General features: G+C 43.0%; 7 protein-coding genes. 1 reads left to right on the top strand and 6 read right to left on the bottom strand.

Translation table 11 applies throughout. The annotated features are described in order from the left end of the window. Window positions 1-59 precede the first annotated feature (59 nt). On the bottom strand, window positions 60-9,656 hold the full coding sequence (locus H524_RS0103635) for a hypothetical protein (protein ID WP_027939241.1): 9,597 nt from the start codon (window positions 9,654-9,656) through the stop codon (window positions 60-62). A 336-nt stretch (window positions 9,657-9,992) separates the two neighbouring features. On the opposite strand from H524_RS0103635, the gene H524_RS0103630 reads away from it, so the two are divergent. Next, a complete protein-coding gene (locus H524_RS0103630; protein ID WP_027939240.1) occupies window positions 9,993-10,526 on the top strand; it encodes a GNAT family N-acetyltransferase in 534 nt (177 codons plus the stop codon). A gap of 119 nt (window positions 10,527-10,645) precedes the next feature. Here the strand turns inward: H524_RS0103630 and H524_RS0103625 are convergent, their stop codons facing one another. From H524_RS0103625 to H524_RS0103605, 5 genes are all read right to left on the bottom strand, one after another. Continuing rightward, window positions 10,646-11,752, bottom strand: coding sequence for a hypothetical protein (locus tag H524_RS0103625; protein WP_027939239.1), 1,107 nt, complete (start codon window positions 11,750-11,752; stop codon window positions 10,646-10,648). 147 nt (window positions 11,753-11,899) lie between these two features. After that, window positions 11,900-12,568 (bottom strand): DNA-deoxyinosine glycosylase, encoded by a 669-nt coding sequence (locus H524_RS14110; RefSeq protein ID WP_052338891.1) that lies wholly within the window; start codon window positions 12,566-12,568, stop codon window positions 11,900-11,902. A gap of 393 nt (window positions 12,569-12,961) precedes the next feature. After that, window positions 12,962-13,456 carry a YbaK/EbsC family protein gene (locus tag H524_RS16340; RefSeq protein ID WP_052338890.1) on the bottom strand — a complete coding sequence of 165 codons (495 nt, stop codon included), beginning with the start codon at window positions 13,454-13,456 and terminating at the stop codon, window positions 12,962-12,964. A gap of 35 nt (window positions 13,457-13,491) precedes the next feature. Continuing rightward, a complete protein-coding gene (locus H524_RS0103610; protein WP_027939238.1) occupies window positions 13,492-14,661 on the bottom strand; it encodes a hypothetical protein in 1,170 nt (389 codons plus the stop codon). Between the two features lie 396 nt (window positions 14,662-15,057). Next, on the bottom strand, window positions 15,058-16,800 hold the full coding sequence (locus H524_RS0103605) for a putative transporter (RefSeq protein ID WP_027939237.1): 1,743 nt from the start codon (window positions 16,798-16,800) through the stop codon (window positions 15,058-15,060). Window positions 16,801-18,069 lie beyond the last annotated feature (1,269 nt).

Below are 18,069 nucleotides of genomic sequence, written 5' to 3'. Positions count from 1 at the left end.
TTGTCTACCAAGCAAAGTAATCGCCCTGCCCTTCATTATAAGCTTGAGCAGGATGTGAGCTAACGGCGTGATTTTCTTGAAGATCTCTTGCCTTTAGCACCTTGCTTACGTGCTTGAGTTTGATGATTTTGATCTAGTGATTCGTCTTGAGCCTCTGATGAAGTGCTACGACCGTGACCTTTACCCGCTGCCTTGCTATTTTGCTTTGCTGCAGAATCTGCACTCGCAGCTGCGCCAGTGCCGTCGGCGGCGGTGGCGGTGGCTGTGGCGTTGTCGCCATCGTCATCGACGGTGGCGTCGTCATCGTCGGCGATGACGGCATCAATCACATTCTCGTCATGATCTAGAGGAGAGGATTGATTCATCAACTCTTCAAAAGCACCGTGCACGTCAAAATTACCGTCCTTGTCAAAGATACGGTCGACGATCTCGTTATCGGAGATACCTTGCTTACGCATACGCTGAATGTAAGCAGAGGCAATCATCTCAGCCATAGACTCGATGTCGGTTGGATCAAGTTCGTTGCTAGAGAGGAAGTCGATAAACTCATTTACATCGTCTTCAGAGATATCGAGGATACCTCCCTCATCTACTAGCTCAAACTCGCCATCTTCATCATCTGACTCTACGGGCATTTCAAGCTCGTCGTAATCGACTTCGCTATCATCTACCTCATCACTTTGGTAGTGACCACCTCTATTATCAATGTTTTCAGCCTCGGTATCTGCTTGTGAGTAGCCTTGTTGCTTAAGTTTTTCACCTACTTGCTCAAAGCCATCATTTTCAAAATCGTGACTGAAGATGACGGACTCTAAAGAGTGCTCTAAAGCATCGTCGCTAAGCTTGGAGATATCAATGCCTTCTTGAGACAGCTTAAGTTCATATTCATAGGCAAGATCGTGCAGTCCTGCAATTAAATGACGCAGCACCATACTTGCTGAACTAATCTCAGGAACAAAAGGATGCTCTGCATAGAATTTAGCAAACTTCTTTTGCTCCTTATGGCTAATATCAACCTGATCTCTAAACTCTGCTACGGTACCCGTCATCTTAGGAGAGTACTCAAGCATCTTATGCATGAAGGTATAGTTAGCACCGATCTCTTCTATAGTTGAGTTATCCCAAGGGTACTTATAGCTAAGCGACAGACCATAATCAATGTACTCTGCAGTAAATGGATTAGACAGCTTCTCCCAAGTAGAGTCAAATAAGAAGCTAACCAAAGCTTCCTGCATATCGGACATGCCAGTGTAGCTAGTAGCAAAATAGAGCTTATCCTCATGGCTTAGATAATCGAAACTATAACCACCAAAGGTACGAGCAATATAGCGCTCACGACGAGGATCTAAGGCTATGTCAGCTTTTGTATATGCCTTAGCTGAGCCATGGCCTATGGATAAACCACGGTGGAATCTAGCCTGCTCAGTTGTTGCATAGTAAGACTCAGTAGAGTTCACGACTAAAGTGTTGTCGAAGGTTCTCTTATCGTATGCTCTACGCAACTGCAGCTGTAGACTTCTATCTTGCTTGCATGCAGCATTGTCTGAGAATTTCTTATGAGTTCTAAAATGAGATACTTCATCTTTAGACTCATAGTACAGGCAGCCATCTACGTTCATGCCTAGAGAGTCTTGATACTCCTTACTATCAGACTTAGCGTCAAGTAACTTATCAAGAGTAGCTAGATACTTGTTCGTAGGCTTAAATGGGGCCTGTAAAATATACTCAGGTAAATCAGCACACTTAACTTCTAAGAAGTCATAGAAAGGCAGCAAATTAGGTGCAGTTAATAGAAGCTCTCTGTTCATAAACAGATCGTAGAAAGCTGCATTTAGCAGGGAGTCTTCTACAATAAATGGCATATTCACTTTCTTAAAGAGCTTACGTGGTGCACTTAAAATTGCTCTATATCTGCTGCTAGCTCTTAACTCAAAATTGTCCACACTTGGGTAGAGTACAGACATTAAATGAGCCTTAGTTGAGAACGGCGGCATCAGCAGCTTTTCGGCAACTTTCTTAGTAATGACATTGCAAGCACTGTCTTCCATACCAAAGAACTTCAGACTATCCTCTGGGCCAATAATGGAGGTCAATAAGCTTCTGCAGCTCATCAAGAACTCAAATTCATTTTGCTCAAAGAGTTCTTTTCTTTGGTAACGACAACGATAGGAGTAAAGCACGGTAGCGACAAAGGCACTATCGACTAAGTCACAAGCACCATAGAAATAACCAGTGCGATTGAGGTTATTTAAAGTCTTCTCTTCAAACTCATATTTCTCAATTAACTGGAATTGAGATGAGAGCACATTAATAAACAGGTGCAGCAATGCATGCAGAGGGTTCTCATCCTCATGGAACATCACTGGTCTTGTGTATTGATGCTCAAGTGACTCATCAAAATGCCAAGCATTGGAGAAGATGTAACTTGCAAAGGATGACTTGTTATCAAGCTCGTCTTTTAAGTAATCAACACCCTTATCAGTGCTTTTTACATTCATACGGCTAAACAAGCTCATGAGATCACCAGTGCCATCAGTTTCAGAGGCATTATTGCCTGACTGAGATGCACTCATATTTTCAGCTTGGATCTCACCGTTACCACCTGAAAGCTTGCCGCTTAAGAATTCTTTGAGGCTAGTAAAGACATCCTCATCGCCACTAGCTGCACTGCTGACAAGGGTATCGGAAGTGCCTTTGTGTGGTTTATCTAAGGCAGCTGCACTTAAGTTGTCTTTAATATCATTGCCATCGCTAAGACCATCGTATGATCCACGCGCTAAAGAGCTCTCATCAACCTTAGTTAAAACTGCATTGTCATCAGCATTATTCTTATCAAGCTCCTGCAAGCTTTGACGAGCTAAAGTACTACCTGCATTAGCCGCCATGATCTTGGCACGACGAATCATGGACTCTGGAGTAATCTCAGCGCGAGATACAAAGAGCTGACCGTCATAGTTTTGATGCTTATTGATGCAATCCCACAGAACTGACTCTTCAGGTAAGTATTCTTGAGCTAAAGCCCCCTCAGATAAAGTTGCAGCAGATCCCTCATCGATATCCCAGAAGGCTGCTTCAGATAATACTGAGCTTGACCATGGATTTTTAGAGTTATCTGAACTTGCATCAGCATTGCTAGCGGCACTATCTAAGATATCTGACTGATAGTGATACTCATTGGTGCTGCGTTTAGCATCTGTGCTACTTACAAAAGAGGCATTGTCATTATTTGCTCTACGCTGATTAGCGATCAGCACACGCATGCTATCTACTTGATAGATAGCGTCAGAGTATGAAGAGCTAAAGGATCTTAAATTTCTCAATTCCTGAGAGTAGACCACATACTCCTTACTAATCTGCCTTACTAATTGCTCTTTACTTAAATGCCAACGGTTAGCACGCTCATCGTAGGTAATACCCCAAAGCTGAGCAGCATTTAAATCATCAGCTTCGATACGATGTAAGTTAGCTAAATACTGATCGTTGTTCTTGCCCTTGTTAACTGGCTTAAAGCTCTTATTTAAGATTAAAGCCTGATCTTCATAGCTGCAATGCTTGAGAATACTGCTTGGCAAGATAGAGCAAGACTGTGGCATCATCTTGATGAGATCATGCTTAGTCACACCGCTACGATCGTAGAAGGTGTAATTAATCCACTGACGATTGTCCTCGTAAATGAGTCTTTCAATATTATCAGGGCCTAAGATACGCTCGATCTCATTACGCAGCACGAGCTCCTTTTCACCATAAGCTTTAATAAACTCATAGTCGCTAGTGTAGAAGTACTGCTCGCGCTCTTTTAAGTCAGCTTTGGACAGCTCGTCGATCTTGTGCGCCCAGCCTTTAAGTGAGGAACGGGCAAACAGAGCTTGCTCAGTTGAATAGCATAAGATCTCAGAGTCTAAAAGTGAGTTTTTGACCATGCCAGTTTGAGGGTCGTACTCAAATGGAGGCACCATAAAGCGATAGGTGCCATTTACATAGCCGTTCTCTTCCTCTTCAAGCAGATCAGTAAACTCACTAAAGCCCTCCTCATACATGGATTGGGCAAACTCACTGAACTTCTCTGAATTAATATCAAGCTGCAGTACGTTCTCCACGAAGTTACGAGCAGTACTTATATGCTCGTTTTCAATAAAGAAACCCTCATGGATCTTGTACTTAAAGCGATGGGAGTTGACGTAATAATTAAAGCGCTCTAAAGCTCCTGGCATACCAAGGAGCAAATCTTTAGCAAGCAGTGAGGTATAAGAGCGCTTTGGACCGTTCATCTTGCGGCCAAGCTGCCAACCATTACGGCTAAAGATAACGCTCTGTAATAAGCTTAAACCTTGAGAACGTTTAAAGAACTCAAAGTTAATCAGGTGCTTTAAGAAATAATTGATCGTGCACTTAATATCGAGTGCATGGCGTGCTTCACGATTGAGATCATCAAGAAGTTCCTGCGGGTACTCATCCTTGTTTGAAAGATAGTCGCGGTAGTATGAGAACCACATATCTTGTGCGATAAACTCACTTAAGAAGGAGAAGCTAACGATGCTTAAGCACTTATCTCCTGAATAGAAGTCAGCAAAGATCTGCACGTCATTGAGGCAAATCTGGTTGTAGCATTCTTTTACGAACTTCTCATGCAGAGTTTTGACATGATCTAAAGATGACTCGCTAAGCAAGCTTTGCAGGTCTAGAGCATTAGCTATTGCACGATCTTTTAAGCTAGATGCTAAGTTAACTCCACCATCTTTACCATCTTGGCTATGTTGCTCATCAAAATTTGACTCAAGAGCAATGCCATCGGCACTTGCTATATCTTGTGTTGCTAAAGACTCATTGTCCTTATTTGCCTCATCGGCAAAATAGCTCATGCTATCTTGCTTGAACTTTGCTTCAACTAAGTTCTGAATGATAGGACTATAGACACTCTCACTCTTATTGAGTTCAGAGAGCATATCTAAGTTGCTATGCTGAGCTCTTAAAACTAAACGATCAAAAATCTTGCCGTATGGGTAATCGCTTAAATAGCCTAAATCAAGATGTACCAAGCGCTCAGCGGAGGCCATGCCTTGATTAGCAAGGAAGCGGATTAAGTTCTTAAATAAACCAAGATTTGGTCTACCAGGACCACGTAAAGCATTAAGCGCAAAGGCTGTCATGCTGTTAATGGTGACTGGAGCAAAACCACTTTCAGTAAGGTTCTTGAAGATCCTGCCTACCTCATTTGCATCGGCAAGCGGATGTGAATTGTGCTTAATTTGGCTTAATGAATAAGTACCATACAGACCTGTAAAGCTCGAGTCGAGCACATGAGTATACATACTCATCAAGAAATCGATACTAGCAATATCCTCTGGTGACTCAATTACGGTAAGCTCGAGCATGACGTTTCTAGCACTTGCCTTTAAGAACTCAGGGAAGTACTCAGAACGTGTCCAGTTAAAGAGCAGCTTAGTCTCAAAATCAGTTGTACCCTTAGCAAGACGCTCAAAGAGTTTGCCTACGATCTCTTGAATACGTTGATCGGTAATGCAGTTAATAAGATAGTTAAGATCAACGAGCTCGAAAACCTCAATGATGGAATTGCAACGTGCACTATTGCCATCAATATCCTCGTTATTCTTACGTAAGGTTTCACTCTCAATACCAAACATGCCATACCATGAGGTTTGATGATCGGTATGACGCTTAGCGATCGCTGGATTGATAAAGCCACGCTCCATGAGAGCACGCTTAAGTCCTGAATTAGAGAAGATCTGATGATACTTCTCGATGAACTCAACAAAGCGCACTTGATTTGGAGGGAGCAAATCGCCATTTTGACTGAGCAAGAAGAGCACTAAGACTGCTTGTAAATCGGTCTTAGCGAGTTCTTCTAAGTAACGAATGTAGATGACAAATGGTAATGGCTTGAAGAGATTAGCTTTTTCTAAGGCCTCTAAATCACTCATAGCCTCTGCAATGCTCATTCTTGCTGCATAGAACAAGTAAGTATGAGCCTCACTAAGACGCTTAGGATCGTCCTTTAAGCATAAATATCTCTCGTAATAGCCATATGGACGATTTAAGTAGCACAGCTGCTTAGAAAATGCATCACGATCGGCATTTAAATCGTTCTTGGTAAAGTAGTGAACGGCATTTTTAAAGGTCTTAGAGGCAAATTGTTTGCTGCCAACTAAAGCATAGAGATCAGATTTGCTCTCATGACCTAGAGCCGACTCTACCTCAGTCATATATGACAGGGAATTACCGTTTTGCAGCGCAGCTGAGGTCTTGTAGAGCTCATCTAAGTATGGAGCGGTTAGAGGCGCAAAGTTACCCTTAAGTGAGTCAAACTTGCTGTTTAACAGCGCATAGCCTTGATCACGGTAGTCTGAGTAGAACATACCGATCTGCAAGAACACTGCAGCAATATCGCTAAGATCAAAATCCTCACCGATTAAAGAACCTGGTACAGGCGCATTCAGACCAGATGGCATTAACTGTCTGGTAATTAAGGAGCCTAAGACTTCACGGCTATGGAAGCGATCTAAGATACGACCAGTAGAAAAAGTGCGACTAGTCCAATCTGAGCTTAAGAAGCGATACATTGCAAAACAGCAAACAGGAGAGTACTCCTTGGCCATTTGCAGCTCAGTAAGAGACATTAAGATCTCAAGAGTCTTAATATAGCGATCGATAAGTTTTGGCTGATCTAAGAGCAGATCGCACATTAAGATGACGCTGTTGCCAAGCATAGAGCCATAGGCGCTAACTGCTAGTGGCTGAATACCATCAAAGCGATCGTTATCATGTAAGGTTGGATTTAACGACAGGACATAATCAAGCTGCTTATCTTTGTTTTGAATGACCTTATAGTACTTAGCTAGTGAACTACCATCGGTGTACACAGACTGATTGCGGAAGAAGCTAACGCGATTGAACTTCTCTTGTGCGCAGATCTCACCTAATTGATAGGCTAAAACGCCTCTTAAGTGATACTGCAGCAGTAGCTCACCGCGTGAGCTTAAGTATGGCTGGAACAGAGGCAGATAGTAAAGTCCAAGGTAGCTAGTGGCCATAAAGCTGCCAGTAAAGTCGGCATACTTAAGTGCACTAAAAGCAAAATCAGGGTTTTGCTCCGCTAAGAACTCACCGTAGGTATAGGCTCTACCAATTAAGAAAGCACTAAGCGCAGGAGTGCCTGGAATGATAGGAATAATGCCATTATCACCCACTAACTCAGGCTCAAACTCTTGACCTGGATAGCTCTCACCACGCATGAGCGCATCTTCTTTTTGCACTAAGGCATCTTGCCACTCAGGCGTATCTTCTTCAATTACATTGCCTTGAGCATCGTAAAGCACTTCTCTACGCATCTCATTGACAAGGAATTTAGAGTAGAAGAAGAGCATCTCCAACATGACACGATCGTTGTCCATGTTTAAGCCGCCAACAGTACCCTCACCAGCGGTGACAGTATTGTTAAGGCGTAAGCATGCCTTATTGAAGATTTCTGTATTGTGGTAGATGTGCAAGGCCCACTCTTTCATCTCATCGGTAAAAGAGTCGTTACGCACTGCATCTTCGATGGAGTCTTTAAAGATATCTACAGCCTTTTGATACTCGTTAACACGAGTAGCATCTAAAGCCTCTTTGTTTAAGAAGATATCGCATAAGAACAGTGGACGAGTGTCATCATTGGCGATCTTTTCAGATGCCTCCATCACTGCAAGCTGTCCAATATAAGCAGCTCTCTTACCAAAGAGGAAGGTCTGTAGCGCTGGGGTAAAATCGCAATCTGCAGTAAGGTTGCCGCCTACTTTCTTGTTAAGCTCATGTCTAAAGATGTTGCTTGTGGAGCTAACTAATTCATTTAACAAAGCAAAACTAGCATCATCGGCCATCAAGTGCATGAACACTGGCTCGAGATAGGCAAAGTGCAGATTATCGATCTCCATAGGATCGATATCGTCTACGCTAAGAGAGGTGTATTGAGTTAGGCCCTTAGTAAGATCGCCTTCATTCTTTAAATTAAAACGACCATAATGTCTAAAGCCATAATCAAAGTCATTGCTAGTGATAAAGCTTTCATGAATAAGCTTGAACAGGTCGATAAAGTTACTTACATCGACTAAAACTTTATAGCTATCGATATCATGGCTAAGGTGTTTTTTAGCACAAAGCAAATACTCGTAGAAGATAGCCTCATCAAGCTGTAAGCGTCCCTCTACAGTGCTAAGTGAAGAGGTTTCCAGAGTGTCTACAAGGGAGCTTTCAACATCTAGCAAATCCTTGATAATGGTAGAGCGTGCTTTAACGTACTCTTCAGTCTCTTTAAACTCATCATCATCGACAAATAACAGGCCGATGGCTGTTTGGTCTGGATAGTATTTAAAGAAAGTTGGAGCTAACTTACGGGCTCTCTTATCAAGATAAGCAGAATAATCGATTAAACAGATGGTCTCATAGAAGTACAAAGCTGCATCTTTGATGTCATCAAACTCTGAGGAGAGCTTTTGCAGTTGCTCGTAACTAAGATCCTTGATGTAATCGCCGCCACCTAACTCCTCAAGGCGACGATAGACTAAAAGATCATTAGCAGCTGTTGAAAAGCCGCCCATGAACTCCTTTTTAGCTTTTTCTAGCAGCTCTGGAGATAAGTGCTTAAGCTCATCGACCATAGAGCTAACATCAAACTTAGAGCCATTAGCGTGCTCAACTTCAGCAGGTGTCTTATAGTGGAATCTTTCTAAAGTCTTAATCCCTGCCTTGTCTTTAGTGCCCAAGAAGGCATTAAAAATACCGATACCGCTTGAGTATGGATCAAAGGCACTATTGCCCATGTTAAGACCATGGTCTACAGCGACATTAGTCTCTGCACTGTCTAGCTTTTCTTCAACACCAAAGCCTACTTGCGCATCATCAGAGCCACCGATTGCATCATAGGCAGCACTCTTATCATCACTAGCCTCTAGTGCAATGCCCATAGCATCGTCGTAAGCAGCAGCATTATCTTTAAGATCAGCGCTATCTTTAGCCTTGCTCTTATCACTAGTGTGCTGAACAGAGCCTGTCTCATCTGCAACTACAGATACAATGGCATCAAGATCGCCAGTGCTATCTTCGCTGCTCTTAGCTGCAGTACGCTTGCTTGCTGTTTTCTTGCTGCTAGAAACTTTAGAGCCATTAGCCTCAATTGCATCGCTCTGAGCACCCACAGTACTCTTTGCAAAATCACTCTTTGCAGAAGCCCTTTTGGCCGCAGCTGCGCTCTTACTACTAGTAGCGCTCTTAGCCTCAGCACTCTTTGCTTTGGTACGCTTGCTCTTAACTGCAGATGTTGCTGATGCGCTCTGTGCACTTTGAGCAGGATCTAAAAGCGCATCCTCATCGTTATCCTGAGTGTTTTTTGAGGCAGTCTTAACACGAGAGCTAGTCTTCTTTACAGGGGATTTACTAGAAGACTTTGAGCTTGATGACTTGCTCTTAGAGGTAGAAGACTTTGCTAAGGTAGCAACATCATCGCTAGTTGATAAAGCATCACCTAACGCTTCAAGTAAAGCGGCATTATCATCAATTCTGATTACATCATCTTTAGCATTTACAGCACTCTTAGATGCGGCACTACGCTTACTCTTAGCGCTTGTAGGTCTCTTTTTAGCCGATGATGAGTTTGAACTAGTCATGATGAAAATCCCCCATTAACATGAAAACGTTCTAACTGTGGTTGAACATATGAGCATTCATGCCTAAACATCGCCCGCTCACCCATGCATACCTCAAAAACAAATCTTGCCACCATGGCTTGTGGCAGCAAAATCTACAGAGCATCAACTTGTTTAAAGCATAGCAAAACAAGTCTAGGTATTTTATCAGAAAGGCCGTGCACTATTAGCTCGACTGCGTATTTAATGAGATATCCTTGATCACATAAGCTTTACAACGATCATCGCTTGCAAGCTAAGATACAGTTATCTTAGTTACGTAAAGCACTTTCTAGTTAGATTCATCTGGGGATTTTTATGCGCAGCTTTCGAGTTTTAACTGTAGATGAGCTTACAGTAGAGCTCTTTAATAACTTCAATCGGCATCAAGTGGTTGATCGCTGCTATCGCAAAGATCTCAATGGCAATTGGTTGATAAGATCCGATCCATTCATCGATGACTGGAGTGCCGATGAATATGCTTTTCTCGGCCAGTGTCTCAAGAACACACTACTAACCAACGGATTTGTCTATGGAGCCTTTGAAGGTAATGAGCTTAAGGGCTTTGTATCGGTAGAATCAGAGATCTTTGATGATGTGCAGCGTTATGCTGATATGACCAGCCTGCATGTATCAGAAGAATTGAGAGGGCAAGGGATTGGCAAAGCCTTGTTCATGGCCGCAAAAGAATGGGCTAAGCAACATGGCGCTAAGAAGCTTTATATCTCAGCGCACTCGGCCATAGAAACTCAAGCTTTTTACCGCTCCCTTGGCTGCAGCGATGCACTTGCACCCAATGCCAAGCATGTAGCATCCGAGCCATTTGACTGCCAACTAGAATGCCCTCTATGACAAACACAAGTGATTAGAAGGCAAAAGAGAATAGCCCCCCAAAAAGCTCAGCCATCCCCAAAACACCAGGCCACGCTTAGTGCTTATGGATTTTTATAGACATTAGCTTTATTTAGTGTTTATGGTGTTTCTGGAGAGTCGCTTTTTTCTTGTAGCTGACGATCGGCCTCATCAAGATCAATCACTGAGCTTAAGTTACTGTTCTTAATTGATTCGCGTTGAGCTTGAGTGACAGTACGGGCCTTACCCTCCCACCATTTCATATGAGGCTTTGCAGCTTTGAGCTTGTCGATTTTAATGAAAATTGAATCGGCACTCTTACCATCCTCCTTGACTAATCCAGGAGCAAAGAAGAAGCGCAGACCATTAGCTGTAACAATGAAGTTAGATGGACGTAATTGAGTTGCTGAGATCACCACTGGCAAGAGCTTGGAGTTGTACTTTTGGTACTTCTGTTCGATAGCACGTGCACAGAGCATGGCTGCTAGTTCATGGTTTTCAAAGAGATCTTTAAATGGAATGAACTTACCTGTACGACTATCAAAGTTGATAGTCTCAACAATTAAGATCTCATTATCCTCTGGAGGGATGCGCTGTTTGAAGATCGTAAACAGCGTCATGATTGGATCGCCAGGTGGTGAGTATGCACTCATGGTTACATGTTGCTCACCACGCTCTCGCTCTTGATAAGTAAGAAAGTTATCTTGCTCTAAAAGCTCGGCATTATTCATAAAGTTATTGGAGTAGTTAGTTACCATGTCTCTTTCAAAACGTCGAGCATAGTAGTTAACTAAACGAGTACAAATAGGCTTAAAGGTAATGTCTTCACAGCGCTTTGGCACTCTAATGTGAGAGACGCTAAAGGTACGCTCGATAGTAATATTCTTACTTTCTGGATCGGCTGACTCACCTCGTAAAGCCTTTTCATCTGGAGCACGTGTCTTCTTTCGCCCCGTCGCATTGATAGCGCTATCCCCTGCTTTACTTTCAGCAACCGCACCCACCTTAGCACTAGCATCAGCGGCATTTGCCTTACCTGCAGCTGCTTTAGCATCAGCGGCACTTACCTTACTTGCAGCTGCTTTGGCATCTGCTGCTACAGATGTGGTGGCTGTATCTGAGGGTACTTTTTCTGCGGCAAAGCTAGGTGCGCACACACAAGATACTGCTAAGAGTAGTGCAGTCACCAGCTGATTGCGTCTTAAGCAAGCTTTGAACAGTGCCATATCAAGACCCTCACAAGAAAAACTAACTTAACATTATCACTAAACAATGTGCAGCGCTATAGGCTAAAAGAGCGTATCTGATAAAGAGTTATCTATAAGAACTTACGTAGCGCTGTGGCTAAACGCACGGGAATTGCACAATTAAACCTATCCTACTTTTATGCCTAAATGCGGCAAGATAACAGCATCATAGGCCTCACACAGTTTTTCAAAGCTTACAGTATTAGCTGGTGAGGTTGACGGTAGTGCATGGTAGTCAAAGACTAATTTCTCTGTCTTAACCTCTTCAAGCGATAAAGTAGACTTCTTAAACGCCTTAGCCGCAAAACCACCTGCAGTAATCACACAGCGAATACTGCCATGTTTCTTTAATAGCGAGGCGATATCGGCATAGGTTGCAACTTTGATGTTTGAGTCTAGCGAGCCATTACGAACACAGCTATCAACTGTATCCCACATCGCAATGCCTAAAGTAGTTAAAGCATCCTTGCGCTCGCTGACGCTAACTAGTGGCACGGTCTTCTCTACTGAGGAGTGATTGTACAGTGCAAGATAGCGAGCAATAAGCTTAAACATGCGATTTTGCGGATGAGCATAGTAAAAGCCCTGCTCTAAGCTTTTTACTGAAGGCATGGAACCTAAGATAAGTACCTTAGCTCCCTCAGGGACAAATGGCTCAAAGCCATAAATGCGCTCTTCACAAGAGATTGCTTTAGCATCGCAAGATGCAGAGCTTGGTCCATCATGGATAGCTTTTCTTGAAGCTTGCTTGATAGCACCTTGCTTCTTTGCTTTAGACTCTTGCTTGCTTGACATATACACACTACCTCATCGCATCAGTAACGCTCCGACCCAATAGCTATCTGTGCATGCCTGGCTCTACATTCGATAGACATATGGGCGCTAGGCTACCTAAGCTTATAGCTATCTGTGCATGCCTAGATCTACATTCGATAGACATATGGGTGATAGGCTACCTAAGCATATAGACATCTGTGCCTGCCTGGCTCTACATTCGATAGACGTATGGACGCTAGGCTACCTAAGCTTATAGCTATCTGTGCATGCCTGGCTCTACATTCGATAGACATATGGGCGCTAGGCTGCATAAGCATATAGACATATGGCTATGGCTAGCACGTCCTTCTTGAATAGCTACTGATTACGGCGCACTTTGGGCATATAGTCTATCAAGCGGGCTTTGGGCCTCTAGTCAATGATGACGGCACCTTCTACCTTGCACACCTCATGGCCAGTCTTTGCAACTAATGCTTCAAGATCATGGCGAGCAATATCTACTGAAAAGTGATTGTCCAGAGGATGGCAGTTCACCAGATCAAAGTTATCAAGCTCAACTGGCTGAACATACTTAAACTGCAGATTTAGATCATTGAGCAGACAAAAAGGACTTACATGCCCAGGTGGAATACCAATGTAAGTAAGATCACTTACTGAAGCAAAAGAAAAGCGTGGCACACCTAAGGCGTTGGATAAAGCTTTGAGATTTGCTCTGTAGTGAAGAGGCAAGGTGAACAAGAAGAGATCACGATTCTTATTGGTAAGCACCAGATTCTTAAGCATGGTGCCCTTCATGTCAGGCAAATCAAACTCAATATCACCATGAGCAATAGCCTCATGTTGATAGATGGTGTAGTTAATATTCTGCTGTTCTAACAATGGCAGCAGTGTGTCCTTAATGTACACGGCGTTTTCCTACAAAATTAGTATGAATTACAAGCTTATCTTACTGATGCAATGGCGCTCTTATTAGAGCGATGCAGCAGTGGCACGGCATTGAGCGACATCAAAATTACAAACATGAATGCCACGCAAAATGCATAAACAATATAAAGTCTCAGGGCAATAAATGGCATGCCTGGATCAAAGTAAGATTGACCAAGTACCATTGCCTCAATGGCGATAACTCTTAAGTGCGCATAGTAACGCTCAACGACTACAAACACGGCATATAAGATACTCATCAGCACAGCAAAGCCTGGTAAGTTTCTAAAGAGCACAGAAAAAGCTGTTTTAAGCGGGCTAATGGATGATACATCAGCGCCATCTACAGTGGATGCAGTGCCCTGTTCACCACTCTTGTTTGCAATGTTGTTAATACTATCCTTGATAGCAGCTACTACGATGAGCGCAAAGATCACAATCAAGGTTAAGAAGATCACGATGCCAGATATGGTGAGAATGTTATTTACCGCGTTGGCATAATCAAGCTGTTCTGTAGTTGCAATTTGAAGCTGCTGTGATTTTTTTGCTTTCTCTACATAGATCATCATGGCATTGGAGATAGCAAAGCCAGCAGTCACAAAGACAGCAAAGAAAATAGTGTAGTAAGAAAGCAAGCTTAATGATAAGAGCTTCATATGTGCTGCAATAAAAGCGCTAGTGTTATAGCTTGATAGTGCTGTAGCTACATATTCATGCTTACGCTTAGCTGCATCTTCATCAGATTGCACCTCATCTTCAATGCGCTGTGTACGTTCAGCGACGTTTACAGCTTCTTTCATCTCATCACTAAGTAAGACATCATCAGAACCAACTGCAGCGCCACTTGAAGCGGCACCATTGGTCTTCCTCGTCGCTTTAAGAGCTACAGCCTCATTAGCTGCTATATTGGCTGATTCCTTAGTGGCGCTCGTACCCTCTTTATTTAAAACTGTATCAAAGGCACCTTTCTTGGTATGAGTAAGTCTGTAGTGCCTCGAGAGCACATGCAACAAGTACAGTGGCAAAATGATAGGCAAGAGCAAAATCAGTGGCGATGCAATCAAACAGTAAATTGGACAGAGCAAATACCATGGCAAGGTCTTGCTATAGCCAGTAAGTCCGGTAAACAAGGCCGCTAATGGTCCGCCTATTCCTGTAGTAATTGGTGAAGGAAAGATTGAGCTCATACCAATTTGTCCTGTTGATTAACGATGCCAAAGTGAAAAGTTATCTTAGACGCTCATAAAAGCAACGTCAATTGCCATCATGCGCAAGCAAATGCGGGGCTGTTTATGGACATCCGCACAAGCAACCGCTAGATAATTGCTGTTAGAGACTGCTTGGCAATTGTATTCTTGGCATGTCTATCATACGCAATCTATCTTAGCTAAGACTTTAAGTAAGCAAGATAGCGCTGTTGAGAGTGCTAATTGAGGGACATGCTTTGTGGCGTAGTTTGAGGTTATGGGCAGGATTGAGCCGATGGTTGGGATGAATTTGGGTGGCCTAAAAGCAACAAAGCCGTCTTACTTTGAGCAAGACGGCTTTGTGTTTAGTTAAAGATCAAGCTATATGCTGATGCTTTAGATTCCCGATACGAGAACTGCGATGATAATCATCACTTGAGGCGAGAGGATACGCAAGAACATGGTTACTGGGTAAACAGTTGCATAACCTAATGAAGAAGCCTCTGGGTTTGAGTGCAGACCGTTAGCAAAAGCAAGTGCTGGAGGGTCTGTCATGGAGCCAGCGATCATACCGCACAGCACGAGGTAGTTAACCTTGGAGATCTTGTAAGCAAGGATACCTACAGTGATGATTGGGATGAAGGTAATTAAGCTACCGCACAGCATCCAAGTTAAGCCTGGGCCTTGAGTTAAGGTTGCCCAGAAACCGTTTGCACCTGCGCAAATACCTACGATAGATAAGAACAGGGTAATACCGATTTCACGCAGGGCTGACAGACCAGCTGCTGGCATGTACCAACGAATGCGTCTAAAGGTCCAACTCTCACCAAAACGAGCCAGTAAAATAGCCATAACCAGAGGGCCACCAGCAATACCAAGCTTTAAAGGAGCAGGAACGCCAGATACTGGAATTGGGATGGAGCCAAGGAGAATACCTAAGAAGATACCAATGAAGATTGGTAACATGGCAACCTTGTGCAGCTCAACAACGGAGTTACCTAAGATCTTAGAAGCGGCATCAATGTGCTCTTTAGTACCGATAACGTTTAAGTAATCACCAAACTGCAGCTTCATGTCGTGTGATGGAATAAATTGCACACCAGCACGGATGAGTCGAGAGGTTACGATATCAAAACGCTCTTCTAAGTGCAGTGACTCAAGTGGCTTACCAATGATGAGGTTATTGGTTACTAAGATACGCTTAACGGTCTTGTTAGTACCACGAGTAGTGGTGAACACGCTATCTGCGATCTTACCAACTAAGGTAGTAGTCTCATCAAGGTGCTCTTTGTTACCCACTAAGTGCAGCACGTCGTTTTCGTGGATGATAGTATCGTTGTGAGGAACAATCAGCTCGTTGCCACGCTTAATACGTGAGCATACTATGTGCTCTTCGCGGATACCAGCAATATCGCCAAGCTGCTTTTCAAAGAACTTGTCGTTGAGCACAGTTACGTTAGTAGTAACGATAGTGCCCTGACCAGCGCTCTTAGACTCTAAGTACTTACGGCCTTCTTCTTCAATGTTAACGCGGAAGAAGACACGAATTAAAATCATGGTCAGTAAGATGCCGCATACACCAAATGGGTAAGCCATTGCGTAAGCTGATGGAACCACAAAGGTGTCGAAGCCATCTGCCTTAGCATCGATGCCTTGCTCAGCTAGGACTGTCTGCATATCTGTAATCATCTGATTTGCAGCGCCCAGGGCAGGGGTATTAGTGATTGCACCAGAGTACATACCCACCATGGCGTCGATCTTTACGATACCGATGAAGTGGAGAGATAAAGCAACGGTACAACCCATTACGATGATTACAACGACCCAGCCGATTAACTTTGCGCCCATAGAACGTAATGAGGCAAAGAAGCTTGGACCAACCTGTACACCAATGGCATAGACGAACAAGATCAGACCGAACTCTTGAACGTAGCCTAAGATTTCACCCTCTGAGGTTAAGCCATCTGAAGTTCTGACAGTAAGACCGAACCACTCGTTGAAGAAGTGACCAACCAAAATGCCTGAGAACAGGACACCGCCGATACCTAAGCCGATACCGCGATAACGCACTTCACCTAGCAAAATACCTAAGATGGCAGCTAGAGCGACAGTCAGCGTTAAAAAAGGAATTGTTGCCATAAACTTTTCCTAACCAAACACCTGCCGTACTAAAAGCCTGATGGCCTAAAAGCACAGATTGCAAACATACAGCTATAAATCAAGGGCAGTTTTGGGCGCTGATTAAAACCATCAGCTTGAAAAGAGCGCACAAGATTTGTAAGTAGCCTCAGTTATACCAAGACTAAACTTACTTAAGCTGCTGAGAGTTCGAAGAGCAACTATCCCCAAGGAGTTCTCATTTAGCTCACCTTAGAGCCTTCTACTGCAAATCTTTGCACAATAAGAACTTTTGCGTTGCTGCAACAAACTATCACTCGACTACTGCAAGTTGCAAAAAATAATCACGCTATAGGCTGCAAAACCATAGCTTCAAGCTGTGGTCATAAACAAGCAAACTTTTGTTCAAAACCTGATATTTATGCTGTTTATTAGCAGCAAACATCAGTTTTGGCAGCGTAGTAAGTTTTGCAATCATGTCAGTTGCAACTTGTTATTTTCGTCAATTCTGTGACTTAAAGCAAGGTTATTTATATCTAAGTGATCCTAACTTCATTGTTTCATTGCCATCACAAAAATTGAAGTGAAATATCGCTCCCCAAAACATGGCACGAATAACCGCATAGCAATAGGCTTTCTACAAAATTTTGCAAAAACTCAGCGGCGTTCTTGCTTTTTTGCATCACCATAGAGCACAAGAGCGAAATAACCTGTTAAATCTTTAATAAACCTTGCAAATAAGCCAATTAACATAACTAAAAAGCTTAAAACTCTCTCTGCAAAATATTGTATTGCTTTGTGCACAATTTATGTGCATACAATTCCCATCATTCTATTTGTAAGATGCCTTTGTACGGATATAAGCTTGTATTTATCGCAAAAGGAAGTTATGCAAAAATTTGCAGTAAAACTTGCATGAAAATAATGCAACCACATCACCCTACTTACACCAACTACTGTTAATTGCTCCCTGCTAGCAATCAGCAACAGCTACCACTTACACAAGTCACATCCGATAGTTAGACAGTGTAGAATTTGATGTGTAGTTTTTCTTGAGCCCCCTTTTTTATTGGTTTAACATGCACAGCTTAACACAGCCATAAGCTGACTTTCGGAGATCATCAAAATGGGTGCTCATAACATCAAACAGACAACTCTTTCTTCTGAGCTTGCAGATCTCATTTCTAGCAAGCAAAACGAGCTAACACGGGAGCAGGTTGAGGCTATAGGCAGAATCCTCAATTCCCCTTCTGACAGCTCGACCGACACTAAAGCACCTGTAGCCGACTC

Origin of the sequence: Anaerobiospirillum succiniciproducens DSM 6400, from assembly GCF_000482845.1 — a bacterium.
Taxonomy (GTDB): Bacteria; Pseudomonadota; Gammaproteobacteria; order Enterobacterales; family Succinivibrionaceae; genus Anaerobiospirillum; species Anaerobiospirillum succiniciproducens.
The sequence above is the reverse complement of the archived record's forward strand: the minus strand, read 5'-3'. Positions and strand labels throughout refer to the sequence as shown.

Excerpts from the sequence above, each read along its gene's own strand:
- H524_RS0103625 (WP_027939239.1), bottom strand. The coding sequence starts at position 11,752 with ATGGCACTGTTCAAAGCTTGCTTAAGACGCAATCAGCTGGTGACTGCA.
- H524_RS0103630 (WP_027939240.1), top strand. The coding sequence starts at position 9,993 with ATGCGCAGCTTTCGAGTTTTAACTGTAGATGAGCTTACAGTAGAGCTC.
- H524_RS0103605 (WP_027939237.1), bottom strand. The coding sequence starts at position 16,800 with ATGGCAACAATTCCTTTTTTAACGCTGACTGTCGCTCTAGCTGCCATC.
- H524_RS14110 (WP_052338891.1), bottom strand. The coding sequence starts at position 12,568 with ATGTCAAGCAAGCAAGAGTCTAAAGCAAAGAAGCAAGGTGCTATCAAG.
- H524_RS0103610 (WP_027939238.1), bottom strand. The coding sequence starts at position 14,661 with ATGAGCTCAATCTTTCCTTCACCAATTACTACAGGAATAGGCGGACCA.
- H524_RS0103635 (WP_027939241.1), bottom strand. The coding sequence starts at position 9,656 with ATGACTAGTTCAAACTCATCATCGGCTAAAAAGAGACCTACAAGCGCT.